The sequence below is a fragment of the Nitrosomonas sp. Nm132 genome (assembly GCF_900100485.1).
Lineage (GTDB): Bacteria > Pseudomonadota > Gammaproteobacteria > Burkholderiales > Nitrosomonadaceae > Nitrosomonas.
In genome coordinates this window covers 1-16,611 of record NZ_FNDH01000012.1, presented here as the reverse complement: position 1 = coordinate 16,611, position 16,611 = coordinate 1, and the positions used below count along the sequence as shown (strand labels likewise).

19 protein-coding genes are annotated in these 16,611 nt (G+C 43.0%); 4 read left to right on the top strand and 15 right to left on the bottom strand.

Annotated features, from left to right (window positions below; translation table 11 throughout):
- Nucleotides 1–34: 34 nt before the first annotated feature.
- The 13 genes from cyoE to BLP80_RS06360 all read right to left on the bottom strand — a co-directional run bounded on the left by cyoE (nucleotide 35) and on the right by BLP80_RS06360 (nucleotide 13,120).
- Nucleotides 35–928 (bottom strand): heme o synthase, encoded by an 894-nt coding sequence (cyoE, locus tag BLP80_RS06420; RefSeq protein ID WP_090541492.1) that lies wholly within the window; start codon nucleotides 926–928, stop codon nucleotides 35–37.
- Nucleotides 929–1,024: 96 nt separating this feature from the next.
- Nucleotides 1,025–1,606, bottom strand: coding sequence for an SCO family protein (locus tag BLP80_RS06415; protein WP_090541490.1), 582 nt, complete (start codon nucleotides 1,604–1,606; stop codon nucleotides 1,025–1,027).
- The gene (locus BLP80_RS06410) at nucleotides 1,578–2,291 is read right to left on the bottom strand and encodes an SURF1 family protein (protein WP_090541488.1); all 714 of its coding nucleotides are present in this window, start codon (nucleotides 2,289–2,291) and stop codon (nucleotides 1,578–1,580) included. The genes BLP80_RS06415 and BLP80_RS06410 overlap by 29 nt, the downstream gene beginning before the upstream one ends.
- Nucleotides 2,292–2,444: 153 nt before the next feature.
- Nucleotides 2,445–3,296, bottom strand: coding sequence for a cytochrome c oxidase subunit 3 (locus BLP80_RS06405; protein ID WP_090541486.1), 852 nt, complete (start codon nucleotides 3,294–3,296; stop codon nucleotides 2,445–2,447).
- A gap of 30 nt (nucleotides 3,297–3,326) precedes the next feature.
- Nucleotides 3,327–3,536 carry a DUF2970 domain-containing protein gene (locus BLP80_RS06400; RefSeq protein ID WP_090541484.1) on the bottom strand — a complete coding sequence of 70 codons (210 nt, stop codon included), beginning with the start codon at nucleotides 3,534–3,536 and terminating at the stop codon, nucleotides 3,327–3,329.
- A 35-nt stretch (nucleotides 3,537–3,571) separates the two neighbouring features.
- Entirely contained in the window at nucleotides 3,572–4,108 is a 537-nt protein-coding gene (locus BLP80_RS06395) for a cytochrome c oxidase assembly protein (RefSeq protein ID WP_090541482.1), read from the bottom strand.
- Between the two features lie 125 nt (nucleotides 4,109–4,233).
- Entirely contained in the window at nucleotides 4,234–5,808 is a 1,575-nt protein-coding gene (gene ctaD, locus BLP80_RS06390) for a cytochrome c oxidase subunit I (RefSeq protein ID WP_090541480.1), read from the bottom strand.
- A 63-nt stretch (nucleotides 5,809–5,871) separates the two neighbouring features.
- Nucleotides 5,872–6,693, bottom strand: coding sequence for a cytochrome c oxidase subunit II (gene coxB / locus BLP80_RS06385; protein ID WP_090541478.1), 822 nt, complete (start codon nucleotides 6,691–6,693; stop codon nucleotides 5,872–5,874).
- A 522-nt stretch (nucleotides 6,694–7,215) separates the two neighbouring features.
- Complete coding sequence (locus BLP80_RS06380) at nucleotides 7,216–7,701, bottom strand: hypothetical protein (protein WP_090541476.1); 486 nt, start codon at nucleotides 7,699–7,701, stop codon at nucleotides 7,216–7,218.
- 131 nt (nucleotides 7,702–7,832) lie between these two features.
- Nucleotides 7,833–10,598: a valine--tRNA ligase gene (locus BLP80_RS06375; protein WP_090541474.1), complete on the bottom strand. Its 2,766-nt coding sequence runs from the start codon at nucleotides 10,596–10,598 to the stop codon at nucleotides 7,833–7,835.
- 82 nt (nucleotides 10,599–10,680) lie between these two features.
- Nucleotides 10,681–11,058: a hypothetical protein gene (locus BLP80_RS06370; protein ID WP_090541472.1), complete on the bottom strand. Its 378-nt coding sequence runs from the start codon at nucleotides 11,056–11,058 to the stop codon at nucleotides 10,681–10,683.
- 36 nt (nucleotides 11,059–11,094) lie between these two features.
- On the bottom strand, nucleotides 11,095–11,532 hold the full coding sequence (locus BLP80_RS06365; RefSeq protein WP_090541470.1) for a DNA polymerase III subunit chi: 438 nt from the start codon (nucleotides 11,530–11,532) through the stop codon (nucleotides 11,095–11,097).
- A gap of 97 nt (nucleotides 11,533–11,629) precedes the next feature.
- Nucleotides 11,630–13,120, bottom strand: coding sequence for a leucyl aminopeptidase (locus BLP80_RS06360; protein WP_090541468.1), 1,491 nt, complete (start codon nucleotides 13,118–13,120; stop codon nucleotides 11,630–11,632).
- 263 nt (nucleotides 13,121–13,383) lie between these two features.
- Here BLP80_RS06360 and serB point away from each other — a divergent pair, with 263 nt between their 5' ends.
- The 3 genes from serB to BLP80_RS16610 all read left to right on the top strand — a co-directional run bounded on the left by serB (nucleotide 13,384) and on the right by BLP80_RS16610 (nucleotide 14,794).
- Nucleotides 13,384–14,214 carry a phosphoserine phosphatase SerB gene (serB, locus tag BLP80_RS06355; RefSeq protein ID WP_090541466.1) on the top strand — a complete coding sequence of 277 codons (831 nt, stop codon included), beginning with the start codon at nucleotides 13,384–13,386 and terminating at the stop codon, nucleotides 14,212–14,214.
- A 159-nt stretch (nucleotides 14,215–14,373) separates the two neighbouring features.
- Complete coding sequence (locus tag BLP80_RS06350) at nucleotides 14,374–14,652, top strand: hypothetical protein (protein WP_090541464.1); 279 nt, start codon at nucleotides 14,374–14,376, stop codon at nucleotides 14,650–14,652.
- Nucleotides 14,639–14,794: a transposase gene (locus BLP80_RS16610; RefSeq protein ID WP_090541462.1), complete on the top strand. Its 156-nt coding sequence runs from the start codon at nucleotides 14,639–14,641 to the stop codon at nucleotides 14,792–14,794. Before BLP80_RS06350 ends, BLP80_RS16610 begins: the two co-directional genes overlap by 14 nt.
- Nucleotides 14,795–14,816: 22 nt before the next feature.
- Here BLP80_RS16610 and cysM read toward each other — a convergent pair whose 3' ends face one another.
- Nucleotides 14,817–15,701, bottom strand: coding sequence for a cysteine synthase CysM (gene cysM, locus BLP80_RS06340; RefSeq protein ID WP_090541459.1), 885 nt, complete (start codon nucleotides 15,699–15,701; stop codon nucleotides 14,817–14,819).
- A gap of 119 nt (nucleotides 15,702–15,820) precedes the next feature.
- Here cysM and BLP80_RS06335 point away from each other — a divergent pair, with 119 nt between their 5' ends.
- The gene (locus BLP80_RS06335; RefSeq protein WP_176754292.1) at nucleotides 15,821–16,039 is read left to right on the top strand and encodes a hypothetical protein; all 219 of its coding nucleotides are present in this window, start codon (nucleotides 15,821–15,823) and stop codon (nucleotides 16,037–16,039) included.
- A gap of 355 nt (nucleotides 16,040–16,394) precedes the next feature.
- Here the strand turns inward: BLP80_RS06335 and BLP80_RS15895 are convergent.
- A partial coding sequence (locus BLP80_RS15895) for a hypothetical protein (RefSeq protein WP_218120396.1) occupies nucleotides 16,395–16,611 on the bottom strand: 217 nt, incomplete at its 5' end.

Sequence of the window (16,611 nt, the reverse complement as noted above, 5' to 3'; positions counted from 1 at the left end):
TTTTGTCGTCAAATTGTTACTTCAGAAAGTTACTTCAGAAATAATAGTAATGATCTACAAGGAGAGCTACAAATAAAAGAGCTAGATAAAGAATCGAATATTTGAACGTAGTGCGCGCAAGCTGATCACTGTATCTGAGATAAATTTGCAAAGCGTAGTAAAGAAAAATTCCATCCAATACCAATGCGCTGATCAAATAAATCAATCCACTCATCTGGGAAATATAAGGAAGTACCGTAACTATACAAAGTATGATTGTATACAATAGCACATGGAGGCGAGTGAAATTATCACCATGAGTGACAGGAAGCATAGGCATTCCAATCTGTGCATATTCGGTTTTTCTATATAACGCTAATGCCCAGAAATGAGGAGGCGTCCATGCAAAAATGATTAAAAATAACAGTAGTGCATCCGGAGAAATTTGACCAGTTACTGCAGCCCATCCTAAAACAGGAGGCATTGCGCCAGATGCTCCACCTATAACAATATTTTGAGGGGTCAGCGGCTTAAGTATTACAGTATAAATAATTGCATAGCCAACAAATGTCCCAAGTGTAAGCCACATTGTTAACGGGTTTACCCATTGATGAAGTATGAACAAGCCCAAACCACCTATCAATCCCAAGAAAAATAATGTTTCTGGAACACTGACTTTACCTTGAGGAAGTGGACGTCCACGAGTTCGCGCCATTACTGCATCAAACTTTTGCTCCACTAGACAATTTAGCGCAGCAGCTGCGCCAGCAACCAAAGCTATCCCTAGTGTTCCAAAAAATAGAACATCTAATGGCACCGCACCGGGAACAGCTAAAAACATACCAATTACAGCTGTAAAAACTATTAGGGATACTACGCGTGGTTTTGTAAGCCGATAAAATTGATTAATTCTCGATGTTGTTTGCCGCCATACTAAACTAGCACTCATTATATATGCACCTCCAAAACACTTAGGTTAGATCTAAATTCTTTAAATTACATACTCTCGTTATGTATACCTTTACCACTAACATACATAACAAGCTTAATGTTCAAAATGAGAAAGCTTTAATAAATGCTTTAAATCCTTAGAGATTTTAGTAGGGTTAGCATCCCTTGGAAATCTCATCATTAAATTTCCCATTGGATCAACCACATAAATGTGATCACGCTGCGAAAGTACGGCAGGGAATTCGCTCAATAAATCACTATCCTTTGCACTTAGCATTACTGTACCTTCGTATTCATTTTTAAGATTTTGATTAGGAAGATGATAATCATCAATTAACCATACTCTTTCAATTCGATCTTTTTCAGTATTTTGAACCAGACGAACTTGCCTCATTTGATAAAGTTTCTTTTGGCAATACTCATCACATTGACCAGAATCAATAGTGATCAATGACCATTTTCCTCGTATTTGGCGTACACGAAAGATGGTGTTATTCTCAATGTTTAGCGCTTGGCCTTGCAAGGCTTTTATTTCTAATAATTCACCATAATTGACAGTACCCTCTGGACGAATTTCAAGCACATGAAACAGATAAGATGCAATGACCGGAGACAGCATCAGTAACGTCATTATGAGGAATTTAATTCTATTTTTTCGAGCTATTTCGTTTGACATTTAATATCAAAAATATAATACAGATTGTTGCAGCTAAGAGGAACCATTGAATTGCATAGCCGATATTCTTAGAAGCGCCAGAATCTGGCCTAACCCACTGACGTATCAACCCATCATCTATATGATTGTCTTGTTGCAGCAAAAGGATTGGTTGCAGAGCAAGTCCTGTTACTTTTTGATAAAGTTCAAAATCTAAATTTATCCAAAGCTTATCCGCTGTGATTTCCTCTGAGAGTTGCACTGCTTTAATCATAGGCGATGCAACCATACCAGTTACAGTCACTTCTCCTCTAGGAAAATAAACAGCCGGAAGTTGCAAGCGGTCAGTTCCAGCAGCAATCCATCCACGATTGACTAAAATATGCAGAGAGCTATTTGCGATTTTAATTGGGACAAGAATTTCGTAACCTGCAACCCCCTGGTAAATTTTATTATCTAGATAAATTGCATGGTCCTCTATAAAACTGCCTCGCACCTCAACTTGTCGATACTGAAAATCTTCTAATTTAATTAATGTTGTTGGTAATTTTATAACCGGTTCTCGGGCATATTGCTCAATTCTTTCTTGGCGCAATTCTTTTTCATTCGCACGCGAGAGTTGCCATAACCCAAGTCGAACGAATATTAAAGCTAAGGCTATTGTTAATAAAATCACCCACCATTTCGGTTTGAATTGATAATTCATATCTTTAACTTATCACTCATACCTCGAATGGTTATACAATTTAGCTTGCTGTTTTTTAATATTAAGGCTAGCAGGCTCGATTTCCAAGCATCTTGACATCTTTATTTAGAAATCAAGAGCCTGGAAATGATTAACTATTGGCTCAAATTCTGCTTATAGCAAATAAACGAATATAAATAATCCAAGCCAGACTACATCAACAAAGTGCCAATACCAAGCGACACCTTCAAAACCAAAATGATGCTCCGGCGTGAAATGTCCTGCTGCACATCTAAAATAGATGACCAATAACATGGTGGTACCCACAGTTACATGGAACCCATGGAAACCCGTTAACATAAAAAATGTCGAGCCATACGCACCTGAAGTTAATTTCAGATTGAGATCAGCGTATGCGTGACCATATTCATATATTTGGCATCCAAGGAAAAGAGCCCCTAACGCAACGGTAGCAAGAAGCCACATCTTGAGCGCTGGTCGATTATTTTGCTTAAGAGCCCAATGAGCAAGCGTTACTGTCACACCGGAAGTAAGTAATAAAAAGGTATTAAAGGCTGGCAAACCCCAAGCACCCATCGGGGTAAATTGCTCCGTAATACCGGGCCCTGCAGTTGGCCATCCACCGGCAAAATTAGGCCATAGCAAGTCGTGTTCCACGTCAGCGAGCCATGGAACTGATAATACCCGCATGTAATAAAGTGCGCCAAAAAAAGCCGCAAAAAACATTACTTCTGAGAAGATAAACCAACTCATTCCCCAACGAAATGACTTATCTTCCAGCTTACCATAACTACCAGCTTCGCTTTCTCGCGCCACATCACCGAACCAGCCAAAAAGCATATAAATGAGAATAGCAAAACCTATCGCAAGCATATAATAGCCCGCAGGCATTTTATTCATTGTAAGGGCTGCGCCAAATCCTAAAAAGAATAGTGCAGATGATCCTACAATTGGCCATTTTGATGGTGACGGCACATAGTAGTAGTGTCCAGTTCCTTGACTCATACCAATCCTCCTGATTTATTTTCTAATCAATTAATTCGTTATTAATTTAACCAACGTCAAAATACTCACAACAAAAATTATTCCACCAATAAGACCACCAATAACTACCTGCATTGGACTTATCCTTCTCGCATCATGATCAAGATCGCTTTTCTTACGTATGCCTAGAAATGCCCAGAACACCGCCTTTGCTACTTGTAATGCTGACGCCCTCTCAGGGATCTGTTGTTTGTTATGCATTAATTTTCCTCACCGCCAATTATCTAACTTACCTTCTACATCCCTGGCTCTAGCGCAAAAAAAGTATAGGAAATAGTTACAGTATTAATATCAACAGGTATTTGAGGATCAATAACAAACTTTACTGGCATCTGTCTTACTTCACCAGGTTTAAGCACCTGCTTTGTAAAGCAAAAGCATTCGAATTTCTTCAAATACTTTTCCAAGAGACGTGGGCTGTAACTTGGTATTGCTTGGCCACTAATTTCTTGATCTGAGTCATTCCTGATTTCATACATTACTTCTATTGACTCACCTGGATGTATTTTAACGCTGGCTTGCAATGGTTTAAATTTCCAGGGCATGCCACGTACATTTGCGTCTAGTTCTATTGCAATCATACGCGTCATATCTACTTTAATATTTTTATCCAGCACATCTGGCTGCAACAGATTATTTATTCCGGTTACTTCACAAAACCTCTCGTACATAGGAACAAGCGCGTAACCAAAACCAAACATTACCACTGTAAAAACCAGTAACTTCTTCAGCATGGCTACATTAGTATTGGTCTTAGTTACGCTCTGTGTCATTGTTTCATTATCACCGTTAAAATATATATTACAGCCATCAGGATTAGCAATAAAAAAGCAGTCTTTAGTTTTTTACGCTTTAGATCCCTATTACTATTACCTTGCGACATATACACTGCTTCGCTTTATTTAATTACTGGCGGCGTTTCGAAGCTGTGATAAGGCGCTGGCGAAGGCAATGTCCATTCTAATGTGGTTCCACCATCCCATGGTTTATCGGCTGCCTTTTCACCCCCACGGATACATTTAATCACAATATAAAGGAAAAGCAGCTGCGACAATCCAAATCCAAATGCTCCGATACTAGAAATCATGTTGAAATCAGCAAACTGCAGTGAATAATCCGGGATTCTGCGCGGCATACCGGCCAATCCGAGAAAATGCTGCACGAAGAATGCAACGTTAAAGAAAATCATGGATAACCAGAAATGCATCTTAGCCAGCTTTTCATCGTACATCCGCCCACACCACTTCGGCAGCCAGTAATAAACCCCTGCAAATATTGCAAATAACGCACCCGATACCAACACATAATGAAAGTGCGCAATCACATAATAGGTATCTTGTACTTGAATATCTATCGGCACGATCGCACAAACTACTCCGCTGAAACCGCCAATCACAAACAGAAAGATAAAGCCAATTGAAAATAGCATTGGCGTTTCAAAGGTCATTGATCCCCGCCACATTGTAGCAGTCCAGTTAAACACCTTCACACCAGTGGGCACTGCAATCAGCATGGTAGCATACATAAAAAATAACTGACCTACTGCAGGCATTCCCACGGTGAACATGTGATGCGCCCATACTACGCAAGACAGAATAGCAATTGATGCGGTTGCATATACCATTGATGAGTAACCAAACAACGGTTTACGAGAAAATGTCGGAATAATTTCTGACACAATACCAAAAGCCGGCAGAATCATGATATAGACTTCAGGATGTCCAAAGAACCAGAAAACGTGTTGAAACAGAACCGGATCACCCCCGCCCGCCGCATTAAAGAAACTGGTGCCAAAATGACGATCGGTCAGAAGCATCGTTACCGTACCAGCCAGAACAGGCATCACCAGCACCAGCAGATACGCAGTAATCAACCAGGTCCAAACAAACATTGGCATCTTCATCAATGTCATGCCCGGCGCACGCATGTTAAGAATGGTGGTAATAATGTTAATTGCACCCATAATTGAGGAAGCACCTAAAATATGTATAGCAAAAATCATCATGTCTACACCCAAGCCACCTTGCGCAGAAAGTGGCGGATAAAATGTCCAGCCGCCTGCCGCAGCGCCACCAGGCACAAAGAATGAAGATATCAATAATGAGCCAGCCACTGGCAATAACCAAAAACTCCAGTTATTCATACGCGCAAATGCCATATCCGGCGCACCTATCATCATAGGCACCTGCCAGTTAGCCAGACCAACAAATGCAGGCATGATCGCGCCAAAAACCATAATCAGACCATGAAGTGTCGTAAATGAATTAAAAAGCTCTGGCTCCAATATTTGAATACCTGGCATGAATAATTCTGCGCGAATCCCCATAGCCAGAAAACCACCAGTCAAAAACATGGCAAAACTGAACCACAGATACATCGTGCCAATATCTTTATGATTGGTTGTTGTTACCCAGCGCATTATCCCACTGGGATGATGGTCGTGATGACCGTGTACATCTTGAACTACTGCCATGACTATTCTCCTTAGTGCTTACCACTCTTGTTTTCTGAATTTACATCTCTAAACATCGAAATATTAATTCCCAACCGCAGCCGTTGTCACTACTGCCGCTGATGCTTTTTGCTTGTCAGCAACCCATTGCGCATATTTTTCTTGTTCCAGAACCTCAACTACTATCGGCATAAATCCATGATCCTTGCCACAAAGCTCGGCACATTGGCCACGGTACAAACCAGGCTTATCTGCCGTAAACCACAGATCGCGAATAAATCCTGGAATAGCATCTTGCTTGACTCCAAAAGCAGGCACCCACCACGCATGAAGAACATCATTGGCCGTAGTAATTACTCGGATTTTCTTACCCACAGGAACAACCAGATTATTGTCCACTTCTAGCAGATAATTCTCCCCCTTAGGCTCTTTATTTGTCACTTGAGCAGGTGGCGTGGATAATTTACTGTAGAAACTGATCCCCTCACCCTCTCCCTGAAGATAATCGTAACCCCACATCCACTGATAGCCTGTTGCCTTAATAGTGATATCAGACGCAGAAGTATCCTTCATCGCAATAACCGTTTTGGTGGCCGGATATGCCATAGCAACCAGAATCAAAAGTGGAATGGTCGTCCAGATAACCTCCACAGTAGTGCTGTGGTGAAAATTTGCAGCCTTGTAACCAACTGACTTGCGGTGCTTCACAATCGAATAAAACATTACACCAAAAACACCAACAAAAATTGCCAAACAAATCCATAATGCCCAAATATGCTGATCATAGATATCTTGAGCAATTACAGATTGCGGTTCCTGAAAATTATATTTACTGGAAAACGCCATACTTGAGTAAAAAGCAAGAGCTACCGACCCTACCAGGGTCATTACTGATTTACTGCTCATATTCCCCCCCACATAAATTACTAATTTTGTCTAATTTCACATACTAAAAAATCGCGCCCATTTGATACAAATGCAAATGGACGCATAAACCACCTAACTGCAAATTACTTCACAACCTAAATTTATACAAATCTCTAATAGTTTTTATTGCCACTAACTTACCCAATAATACTGCTAATAATTCTAGCATGTCAGTTTTGTACTCACAAGGGAAAATCATGATTCTTATAGAAAAATTCCCCTGTTTCAAATGTGGGGATTTTTAATTTCCCCTTCTTTCTCGCAAAAGAAAGTCTTCCTTTTTTGCGAGAAAGAAGAAGGTCCGCCCATTTATTTATTCATTCTGATGACTTCCCTTACTCTTATCCCGCACCACGAAAAAAGGAAGAAAATGGATGTAAGCCAAGATAAAATCTAATACTAGAAAATCTTTACATCCCTTGAAATTTTCATTAATAGGATAAATAAATATTAATTAAACTAGTAAGCTCTACACTAGACCAGTGAAAAAAGAAAACAATCCTATTTCCCTACTGCTGAAGTCCCTTTTTCTGAGAACTCAGGTAAATAATCGCCAATACCTTTATACTCAGGTCGGATTTGACTATAACCCCTGAATCCAGGAAGAATTTCATTTTCATTCATTTGATAAGACTCTGCGCGCTGTCGGCCTATAAATGATCTTCCCGATGCCCGTCGCTCGCTCCGCTCACGAAGTCTTTGCAACCTTTGCTTGCGCTTCATAATTAACCGGTATTGATGGAAAGCCGCACAAGTCACGAAAGGATAGCATGGACTATAAAACAAGTACCCAGGGTAAGGCAGCGCATGAAAGATAAATGGATCATATAATCCATCCATATCAAATCCCATATGAGAGATAATTCGGCCCTCAGTAAGTAAGCTTTGGAGGCCCGATTTTTCGGCACACAGTGAAGTACTCACAGTTGTCAGCCACATCATCGCCATCAACAATCCACCCTGGCGCTTCTTCTCGATGGTTTGCATTTTCTCCACTGATCTCGTCCATTTAAGTAATTATCAATTTATCTCAATCAAGCAATTTTCCAGCTTTCCTCACACAGCCGTTGGCATTTAGTAGCTTTCTTTCTTAAAACAAGGAATGCATACTCCAAAGACTAATTAAGTCTTTGCAATTGTTCTATCAACTTAGACAACATTGTATTAAAACCTGCCAAACGACCCCTCTCCTGAGTAACCACTTTTTCTGGCGCGCGTTGTACAAAATCCGGATTATCAAGTTTTGCTCTTGCCTTGCCGATCTCGGCTTCCAAGCGAAGAATTTCTTTTTGGAGTCGCTCGCGCTCTGTCGACACATCTATTTCAATTTTAAGCAGCAATCGAAACTCTCCAACGACAGCGATCGACACATCCGCATCCGCATCCGGGAACCCATTCGGCATAATTTCCACATTAGATAACTTAGCCAATGCTATCAAATAAGCAGAAAAACCTGCCAACGCAGATTGATTACCCTCAATTAGCAAGGGAATTCTCGCTGCTGGAGATAACTTCATTTCGCCACGTAATCCACGACACGCATTAATGATTTCTTTGAGCAACGCAATACGACTACTGACCTCCTCGTCAATGCGTGTAAGATCGGCCCGTGGGTAAGGTTGACAGATGATGCTTTTGCCTTGTTTACCTGCCAGTGGTGCAATTTTCTGCCATAACTCCTCAGTAACAAACGGAATTACAGGATGCGCCAACCTAAGCGCAGTTTCGAGCACTCGCACCAAGACCCGGCGGGTAGTACGTTGTTCAGCATCACTACCAAAATTTAATTGAACCTTAGCAAACTCTACATACCAATCGCAGTACTCATCCCAGATAAACTCGTAGATCTCGCGTGCAGCCAAATCAAAACGGTAACCATTAAAAGCTTGCGCTACACTGTGTTCAGCCTGTTGCAATCGACCGATAATCCATTTATCCGCATGAGAAAATGCCAGAGGTAACGTATCATCCAAGCCGGTATCTTTCCCCTCACAGTTCATGAGTACAAAACGAGTTGCATTCCATAACTTATTACAGAAATTTCGGTAACCTTCGCATCGCTGCAAATCAAATTTAATATCGCGCCCATGTGAAGCTAAGCTCGCGAAAGTAAAGCGCAGCGCATCGGTACCAAACGCAGGTATACCCTGCGGGAATTGCTTGCGTGTATTTTTCTCGATTGATTCAGCCTGCTTGGGGTTCATCAAACCGATAGTACGCTTTTTGACCAATTCCGGCAGCAAAATACCATCGATCAGATCGAGAGGGTCCAGCACATTTCCCTTGGATTTACTCATCTTTTGACCTTCCGAATCACGGATTAATCCGGTCACATAAACCTCCCTGAATGGCACCTTTCCAGTAAAATGAAGTGACATCATGACCATACGCGCAACCCAGAAAAAAATGATGTCAAACCCGGTCACCAGCACCGAAGTCGGTAAAAAGGTCTTGAGTTCGTCTGTCTGTTGTGGCCATCCCAGCGTGGAAAATGGCCATAATGCAGAAGAAAACCAGGTATCAAGCACATCTTCATCTTGCCTGAGACTTTCCTTACCTGATAGCTGCCGCGCCTCTTCAAGATTGTGCGCAACCGTGACATTGCCATCCTCGTCATACCATGCTGTAATTCGGTGACCCCACCATAATTGCCGAGAAATACACCAATCCTGGATACTTTCCAACCACTGGTTGTAAACATGCGTCCAATTTTCTGGCGTGAAACGAACTTCACCACTCGCCACCGCCTCCAAGCCACGTTTGGCCATCCCCTCCATAGCCACATACCACTGATCGGTCAGCATGGGCTCAATAACAGTTTGAGTACGGTCTCCCCGGGGTACCATCAGCTTGTGAGAGCGCGTTTCGACCAGCAACCCCTGTGCTTCCAGATCGCTAATTATCCTTTTCCTCGCCTCAAAACGATCCATTCCTTGATATTCAGCCGGAGCAAATTCGCTGATTTTTCCATCAAGCGTAAAAATATTAAGCGGAACCAGCTTATGACGTAATCCGACCTGATAATCGTTAAAATCGTGTGCCGGCGTAATTTTCACACATCCTGTACCGAATGTTGGATCAACATAATCATCCGCAATAATGGGGATCGTACGCTCACTGAGGGGTAATCGCAGATGCCGTCCGATCAGATGCCGGTAGCGTTCATCTTCTGGATGGACAGCAACCGCCATGTCACCCAACATAGTTTCTGGCCGCGTTGTCGCAACAACCAACCCGCCCTCCTGCAATGTAGCGCTTGTATCCTGCTCAAATGGATAACAAATATGCCAGAGTGAGCCAGTTTCTTCTGCCGAGACGACTTCCAGATCAGATACCGCTGTTTGCAGCACGGGATCCCAGTTAACCAGACGCTTGCCACGATAAATCAATCCTTCTCGATATAACCGTACAAATACCTCTGTCACTGCCTGGGAAAGCATTTCATCCATAGTAAAACGCTCGCGCGACCAGTCGCAAGAAGCACCCATTCGCCGCATCTGACGCGTAATGATTGAACCCGATTCCTCCTTCCACTTCCAGACACGCTTGAGAAACGCCTCGCGTCCGAGCTCTCGCCGATCAATATTTTCTTGATCCAACTGGCGCTCGACGACTATTTGCGTTGCAATACCCGCATGATCGGTACCTGGCTGCCATAATGTATTATCACCCAGCATACGATGATAACGAATCAACGCATCCATTAGAGTATGCTGAAACGCATGCCCCATATGCAGGGTACCGGTGACATTAGGAGGGGGCAGCACAATGCAGTAAGCGGCAGCACCTTTTTCATTTGTTGGTCTGAAATAACCTGATGACTCCCACTCTGAGTACCAGCGCGCTTCGATGAGCTTTGGATCAAAACTTTTTGCAAGTTCCATGGAAATTAGTCTGTTAAATTTAGCAAGAAAAAATCTGCCATTATATCGGAAGGCATTACCGCTGATAGCAAGGCTATTAGACTTACAGGTTTTTAGGCAAGCGTCGTGATAATGCTTGAAGCAACGCCAGCCGATCCGTTGGACTTAATTTGATTTGAGTTTCCCTAAGTGCCGCATCGAATGCATAACAAAGTAACAGGGAAACATCGAATTCTACCGGCCAGTTTACTGAGGGCAATGAGCATTTCTCGGTCAATGTCGGAATCGCCTGATTTGCTGATGCCGGTATATTTTCCGATTGCCGCCCCACAACTTGAGAAGAAGCTGGAAATGGGGATACTGCTTCTTTGGGATGAATCAATGCAGAAGACTCCTTCCGATATCGCAGCAATACAATATCCAACTTATTCAGCAAGATTTCATCATCAATCTCGGACGGCATCTCGGAATGATCACCCATAGTGAAATGAGACAGAAAGAATCGTTATGGTCTGGTTCAATCCTGATTCTGATCCAGCCTATGGTGACGCACACCAAAACCCTGTTCCTGATAAAAACGATAACGTTTACGAGCAGCAATCTTGTCATTAGGTTCATCCCCCACAACTTCAATCACTCTTTGAAACTGATCATAATATGGTGGCACTTCATCATGCAAGTTAAGCAGGACTTCATGATGTTCAATCCGCTGAGTTTCCTCACTATTTCCGCTTAATATCACCGCTGTCACGTCAGCTAACCTGTCCCCAACGTGACAATGCGGAACAAAGCTGATGGGAGAAAATGTCCAAAGCAATTTATCAAATCGATCCAGAAGCAATGAATCCGGTATATAAATCATCATTCTGAGCGCTTGTTGAACCACTTTTGCACTCAAACGACATGCAACCAGTAATTTATCAGACGCTCCTGAATAAAAATCAATTTGCGTCATCGTTTAAGCGCTAAATCCATCACCACAATCATCTTCGTTAAAGCTCCAGTACTTCCCACACTGCATCATCCCTCCCTCCATCCATCCATGCTCAGCTTTATGCTTTCGCACGTGAAAGCAGAAATTGCGTCAAAAGCGGCACCGGACGACCAGTAGATCCTTTCTCTTTACCGTTCTTCCAGGCCGTACCTGCAATATCGAGATGTGCCCATGAATATTTTTCTGTAAAGCGCGACAAAAAACAAGCAGCCGTAATTGTTCCTGCTGAACGCCCACCAATATTTGCCATATCCGCAAAGTTGCTCTTCAACAATTCCTGATAATCATCCCACATCGGTAATCGCCAGGCGCGATCCGACGATAATTCGGAAGCCTGCAACAATTCCTCGGCCAGCTGATCATTATTACTCATTAAGCCTGACGCCATATGCCCCAAAGCGATCACACAAGCGCCAGTAAGCGTTGCGATATCAATAACAACATCTGGCTTATACCGCTCTGCATACGTCAGCGCATCGCATAAAATAAGCCGCCCCTCAGCGTCCGTATTTAGAATCTCGATCGTGCGTCCAGACATGCTCGTTACCACATCTCCGGGTTTTGTAGCATTACCACCCGGCATATTCTCAGTTGCAGGAATGATACCGACAATATTGAGAGGGAGCTTCATTTCCGCCGCCGCAGTCAGGGTACCGAAAACACTGGCCGCACCACTCATATCAAATTTCATCTCATCCATCTCTGCAGGCGGCTTCAATGAAATTCCGCCTGTATCAAAAGTCACCCCTTTACCTACCAGCACAATAGGTTTCTCCATTTTTGCCAAACCGCGATACTCCAGCGCAATGAGTTTAGCCGGTTGATGGCTGCCGCGAGCTACCGCGAGAAAAGCACCCATGCCAAGCTTCTCCATGTCTTTCTGCTCTAAAACAGAAACTTTGAGCTTATAAAGCTTAGCCATTTCTTTGGCTTGCTCCGCAAGATATGTCGGTGTGCAGATATTGGGCGCCAGATTACCAAGATCTTTGGCGACACTCATACCACGTGCGATAGCGAGACCCTGCTGGAGAGCCTTCTCTCCGACTAGCAACGATGCTTGGTCGTTTACATATATCGTAGCCTTGTCAAGTATTGAAGATTCTTTTTCCGGCTTACTTTTGAGGCGATCAAAACGATAAGCACTTTCCGTCGCGATAATAATAGTCTGGGTAATTTTCCACGCAATATTCCGCTGTTTTAATGGAATATCTGCCAGAAAGAGGGTAGCGTCTGCAGCACCTGTTTGATGTAGCGCCTTGAATGTCGTTGAAACAGCAAGCTGATATGCCTTGTCATTAAAATCCTTTTCTTTGCCTAATCCAACCAACATCACCCGCTTACTTGGAATATCGGGAACGCCATGTAATAGCAAAGTTGTATTTGCTTTACCCTCCATATCACCCTGACGCAAGATATTACTGATGTAGCCTTTTGAAGTATCATCCAAAATTTTAGCTGGCTCGGTCAATTTGCGTGATTCAAATATACCTACCACAACACAGGCTCCACGCTGTTTTTCTGAGGTGCCGAATTTGATTGCAAAATCCACTTTCTACTCCTTGTTTAAGTATTCTCTAAGACGAAAGAAATTCAGAAATAAACCTGCATGGATTATCGCTGCACTTATTGCATAAAGTCAAAATAAGCAATATCGCTTAACTGTAGTAGAATCTCTATCTTAAAATCGGTTTCGAATTAAAACGAGCATTTATTCAAACCCCTGTCTATAAAAATCCAGTGCATCTGGAGCGCTTTGCTTTGCGCTTGCTCCAATTCACACCAAGACCATAATTAATAATAACGAGATACTCCATGAACCTCATCATCCAAGGATTAGATATTGAAAACAGCGACCTTAGGGCACTTGCAAAACTTGCACAAGCCAGCCATATTGAGCGTGTTACCAAACAAGCGTTCCGTTTGGTAAATGCCAGGTCACACCCCGATATTCCCGAATACTGCGCTGAAGTACAACTCGATTATGCTTTTGTTCCGATTGGAACAAAGGCAGCCAATTTTGGGTTGGTTGCAATGGATATGGATTCAACACTGATCGCCATTGAATCGATTGATGAAATGGCTGGCATGTGCAATGTCAAACCACAAGTTGCGGAAATCACACAGAGCACCATGCGAGGTGAGATTGATTTTGCCGAGAGCCTGATTCGTCGCACGGCACTTATGGAAGGATTGCCGCAAGAAGCGCTACAAAAAGTTTATGACGAAAAGGTTAAATTAAATCCTGGCGCGGAGAAAATGCTGCAGCATATGCAAATGGCGGGTCTCAAAACCATGGTGATCTCCGGCGGTTATACATTCTTTACTGATAAGATCAAAGCAAAGCTAGGCTTAGATTTTGCCTTTGCAAACACACTGGAAGTCAAGGATAAAAAACTAACTGGCCAGGTAGTTGGCAAGATTATCGGTGCAGAAGGAAAAGCTGAAGCGCTAAAGCGCATACAAGATGAGTTAGGTCTCAGAAAAGAACAGGTTATTGCTATTGGTGATGGCGCAAATGATCTAAGAATGCTGGAATCAGCCGGCATCGGTATTGCTTACCATGCCAAGCCCATCCTACGGGAAAAATCAACTTATTCAATTAATTTTGTGGGACTGGACGGCATTATCAATCTTTTTGAGTAATTTAACGTGTGTTCGACGTAAGAAAAGCTGTAAAAGGAATCCGAATTCCTTATGACGAAACGATTTTAGGAAAGAGCTTCATCACGAGAGGAATCAGATTCCGATGGATACTATAGCGATTTTTTGTGCGACTGACGACTTTTGCCAGGAGTTTGAGTCGTGGTGGGAGTAGCACTTGCTGAAATCCTCGCTAAAGCCGCGTCGGCGACGAGGGAGCTGTGTCTTAGTGAAGTCATGACGATCGTGGTGGGGTTCCATCTGTCGGGCTACCGGACTAAGGACTATTGCCTGAATCAGGCATTGAGGAATGAGCGGTCTTATTTTCCAGGACTGGTGAGCTACAATCGCTTTGTTGAGCTGTTGCAAGGTAACGCCGGTGCCCTTGAGCTGTTTTCTGATCAGCCGTTTTGGGCGCTGCCGTGGGATGAGCTTCATTGATTCGACCAAGATCAGTGTATGTCGCAATCGCCGCATCTGGTCACATAAAATGATGACAGCGCTTGCTGCCAGGGGAAAGACCCGCGAGAAGAAGCCTTCCCTTAATATTAGATTATCCCAGGCTCTTCCAGCCGTGGTGTAATGATTTTTATACCGAACTCACGTTAATTAAAAATCCCGGTAGATAAATAACGATCACCTCGATCGCATGCAATAAAAACAATTACTGCATCTTCTACCTCTGCAGAAATTTTAAGCGCTGCAGCTAACGCACCACCAGATGAGATACCTGTAAAGATTCCCTCTTCGCGTGCCAGCCGCCGTGTCATCGCTTCAGCTTCATGCTGTGAAACCAGCATGATACGATTCAACTGTCTGGGGTCATATATTTTCGGCAAGTAATCTTCCGACCACTTACGAATACCCGGAATCTGGGATCCTTCTTCTGGTTGTACACCAATAATTTCAATAGTTGATTTCTTTTCTAAAAAATATCGAGCACACCCCATAATCGTTCCTGTAGTACCCATGCTACTTACAAAATGGGTTATTTTTCCGCCAGTTTCACGCCAAATCTCAGGGGCCGTCCCCTCATAATGTGCCAATGGATTATCGGGATTAGCAAACTGATCAAGAATAACGCCCCTGCCTTCCTTACGCATTATCTCAGCGATATCCCGCGCCTTTTCCATGCCCCCCTCTTTAGGAGTTAATATGATTTCCGCACCAAATGCACTCATTACTTGTCGGCGCTCAATACTCAGATTCTCCGGCATAACAAGGATCATACGATAATTCATCATTGCTGCCGCCATTGCCAATGCAATACCCGTATTACCACTAGTGGCCTCAACTAAGGTATCACCTGGTTTTATATCACCACGCTTTTGCGCGTGCATAATCATGGAAAGCGCTGGCCGATCTTTAACTGAACCTGCCGGATTATTCCCTTCAAGCTTGGCTAGAATGGTATTAGTTGTCTTTTCGGGTATACGCTTAAGTTTTACTAATGGCGTATTACCAACAAAATCTTCAATTGTTCTGAACATAGGCAGTGCATTTCTTTGCTAGATTATTAATTATCGCATACGTCATTAGAAATAAACGCAGATTTTCCATTAGGGAAATTTTCTAGCAGGCGCCAAGCTGGGAGAAACCGAGGCGGGTGGTGGGTATTCGACAAAAGATTGATGAGTGTCCTGATGCCAAGGGCAAGACATTGTCTTTATTTGCAGATGATCCGGTTTTTGCTTGCTACTGCTATAGTGTGCTGGTCACGGATATGAATTTACCTGCGGCAGAACTGTGGTGTTTATATCGTGACCGTGCTGATTGCGAGAACCGCATCAAGGAACTGAAATATAATTTTGGCGGAGAGAGACTTTAATCTCAGAGATTTCTGAGCGACTGAAGCTGCTTTACTGATAGTGATGCTGGCTTACAATGTGATGAGTTTGTTTCGCCAGGTGATACTAAGGAGTGATGCAGTGTCAGGTAAGAGTGATATTCAACTATCCTTAAAATACTGCGCTATAAGCTTTTTGCCAAGGCTGCTTACATTACTCATGAAGGCCGAAAAAAGATTGTTAACCTAGCCCATCTTTAACATCATATTTTAAAAAACCATAACAATCATGATGTTACAAGGCAAGAAATGATCGTAAGGCACTACATTTGATTTTTTCTGTTACATCAAGCTTATACGTATGTCTTGATAACTCCTCCTGCTAGCGGATCTAAGTTTAGCGCCTGGTAGATAGCGGCCAGTTCCGGCTCCGTACGTGTAGCCTGCGGCCATCGGCACACCGGAAAAAGGCAGTCACCCGCTGTTGTACGGACAAAATATCACGCAAACTGCGCCAGTGCGCCTTGATGCCTTGTGCCTGCAATTGCCGACGAATGATTTGCACCAACTGGTAAGCTAAGACCGTGATGAAGAGATGGCCGTCAACCCGGTGT

Bases quoted from the DNA above. Each gene is read 5' to 3' on its own strand.
- cyoE (WP_090541492.1), bottom strand. From the start codon at position 928: ATGAGTGCTAGTTTAGTATGGCGGCAAACAACATCGAGAATTAATCAA.
- BLP80_RS06415 (WP_090541490.1), bottom strand. From the start codon at position 1,606: ATGTCAAACGAAATAGCTCGAAAAAATAGAATTAAATTCCTCATAATG.
- BLP80_RS06410 (WP_090541488.1), bottom strand. From the start codon at position 2,291: ATGAATTATCAATTCAAACCGAAATGGTGGGTGATTTTATTAACAATA.
- BLP80_RS06405 (WP_090541486.1), bottom strand. From the start codon at position 3,296: ATGAGTCAAGGAACTGGACACTACTACTATGTGCCGTCACCATCAAAA.
- BLP80_RS06400 (WP_090541484.1), bottom strand. From the start codon at position 3,536: ATGCATAACAAACAACAGATCCCTGAGAGGGCGTCAGCATTACAAGTA.
- BLP80_RS06395 (WP_090541482.1), bottom strand. From the start codon at position 4,108: ATGACACAGAGCGTAACTAAGACCAATACTAATGTAGCCATGCTGAAG.
- ctaD (WP_090541480.1), bottom strand. From the start codon at position 5,808: ATGGCAGTAGTTCAAGATGTACACGGTCATCACGACCATCATCCCAGT.
- coxB (WP_090541478.1), bottom strand. From the start codon at position 6,693: ATGAGCAGTAAATCAGTAATGACCCTGGTAGGGTCGGTAGCTCTTGCT.
- BLP80_RS06380 (WP_090541476.1), bottom strand. From the start codon at position 7,701: ATGCAAACCATCGAGAAGAAGCGCCAGGGTGGATTGTTGATGGCGATG.
- BLP80_RS06375 (WP_090541474.1), bottom strand. From the start codon at position 10,598: ATGGAACTTGCAAAAAGTTTTGATCCAAAGCTCATCGAAGCGCGCTGG.
- BLP80_RS06370 (WP_090541472.1), bottom strand. From the start codon at position 11,058: ATGGGTGATCATTCCGAGATGCCGTCCGAGATTGATGATGAAATCTTG.
- BLP80_RS06365 (WP_090541470.1), bottom strand. From the start codon at position 11,532: ATGACGCAAATTGATTTTTATTCAGGAGCGTCTGATAAATTACTGGTT.
- serB (WP_090541466.1), top strand. From the start codon at position 13,384: ATGAACCTCATCATCCAAGGATTAGATATTGAAAACAGCGACCTTAGG.
- BLP80_RS16610 (WP_090541462.1), top strand. From the start codon at position 14,639: ATGAGCTTCATTGATTCGACCAAGATCAGTGTATGTCGCAATCGCCGC.
- cysM (WP_090541459.1), bottom strand. From the start codon at position 15,701: ATGTTCAGAACAATTGAAGATTTTGTTGGTAATACGCCATTAGTAAAA.